This window comes from Streptomyces sp. NTH33 (assembly GCF_003236365.1).
GTDB lineage: Bacteria > Actinomycetota > Actinomycetes > Streptomycetales > Streptomycetaceae > Streptomyces.
Genome location: NZ_POTZ01001011.1, coordinates 1 through 818, shown reverse-complemented (window position 1 = coordinate 818; position 818 = coordinate 1). Strand labels below are relative to the sequence as shown.

At 74.7% G+C, this 818-nt stretch carries 1 protein-coding gene; it reads right to left on the bottom strand.

Annotated elements, in window-relative coordinates; genetic code table 11:
• On the bottom strand, positions 1-674 hold a 674-nt coding region (locus C1I97_RS38155; protein WP_146608460.1), incomplete at its 3' end, for an AI-2E family transporter.
• Positions 675-818 lie beyond the last annotated feature (144 nt).

The window sequence follows — 818 nt, the reverse complement described above, 5'->3', positions numbered from 1 at the left end:
GCGGGGCCCGCCCGGTCCCACACCGGCCGGGCCCCGCCGGGCAGCAGCTCGTCGCTCACCCACCGCCAGAGCTTCTCGCCGGAGTGGATGAAGAAGACGGACGAGAAGAACGCGAGGGCTACCGCCGTGACCAGTTCGACGAGCCGGGTGAAGCCGCTCAGGGCCGTGCTGAGCAGGCCGGCGCGGTGGGCGGACAGGTAGGACAGGACCTGCTTCTGCAGGCCGGTGAGTGTGCCCGGGCTGATCCGGAACGGCGGGCGCTCGAGCCACCGCTCGATCCGGTGGACGCCGCCGCCGAACTCGCTCGCCAGCTTCGCCGACTCCCCCGCCACCACGCTGCCCACGAGGACGAAGAGGGCGAGCAGGGCGAGCAGGCTGCCGACCAGGGCGACGGCGACGCTGAGCGGCCGTGGCAGGAGGCGGTTCAGCAGGTCGGCCAGGGGACGCAGGACCGCGGTGACGACCAGGGCCAGGAAGACGGCCATGGCGATGAGCTGGAAGCGGCCGAGGACGGTGAAGACGCCGTAGACGGCGATGCCGACGAGGATGAGCCGCCAGGCGTAGGCGGCGGCGACGCGCAGCCAGAGGACCGTGTGCTCGGACTGCGCGGCGGCGGGAGCGGGCCGCCTTCGCGGCGGGAGGCGTACGGGGTGCGCCGGACGGCTGCCCAGCATGGCGCCGCCCGTCCGGCGCCTGCGGCCCCGCCCGGGTGCCGGACCGCCCGCATCCGCCACCGCGCCTCCCGTTTCCGACCGGTCGTCACGCCGGGACCGTCGCCACACCGGCTGTGACGGTCGCGTCCAGAGCACGGTAAGGGC